1 protein-coding gene is annotated in these 560 nt (G+C 62.1%); it reads right to left on the bottom strand.

Annotated features, from left to right (window positions below):
- The coding region (locus K9U40_RS23310) for a S41 family peptidase (protein WP_282892446.1) at positions 1-434 on the bottom strand (434 nt) is incomplete at its 3' end.
- Positions 435-560 lie beyond the last annotated feature (126 nt).

Here is a 560-nt window from a genome sequence, read left to right as displayed (position 1 = left end):
CCCTTGACCGCCGTGTCGTCGATCTTGGTGATGAGGTCGTTGGTCTTGAGCCCGGCGCGGAAGGCGGGGGAGCCCTCGATCGGCGAGACGATCTTGATCAGCCCGTCTTCCTGGGTGATCTCAATGCCCACGCCCACGAAGCGGCCCGTGGTGCCTTCGCGGAATTCCTTGAAGGACTTCTTGTCGAAGTACTGGGAGTGGGGGTCGAGGCTCGACACCATGCCCGAGATGGCATCGGTAATGAGCTTCTTGTCGTCCACCGGCTCGACGTAGTCGGTCTTGATGAGGCCGAAGACCGCCGAGAGCTGCTGGATCTCTTCGAGGGGAAGCGGAGTCATGGCTCCGCGCGCGACGGTCTGCAGGGACACCGTGGTCAGGGCGCCGGCGAACACGCCGATCGACACCCATCCTGCTATCTTGAGTTTCTGGCCCATTCGGAAAACACCTTTGCCGGGTTCAAGGTTCAATATACACCCCCTTGGAAAGCACGGGCGGCGCGCAGTTCCGCGTCCTGCCGTGCTTTTGGGGGTTTTCTCGGGTTTTCCGCAGTGACGCGGGCC

This window comes from Xanthobacter autotrophicus, from assembly GCF_030015065.1.
GTDB classification, from domain to species: Bacteria; Pseudomonadota; Alphaproteobacteria; order Rhizobiales; family Xanthobacteraceae; genus Xanthobacter; species Xanthobacter autotrophicus_D.
The sequence above is the reverse complement of the archived record's forward strand: the minus strand, read 5'-3'. Positions and strand labels throughout refer to the sequence as shown.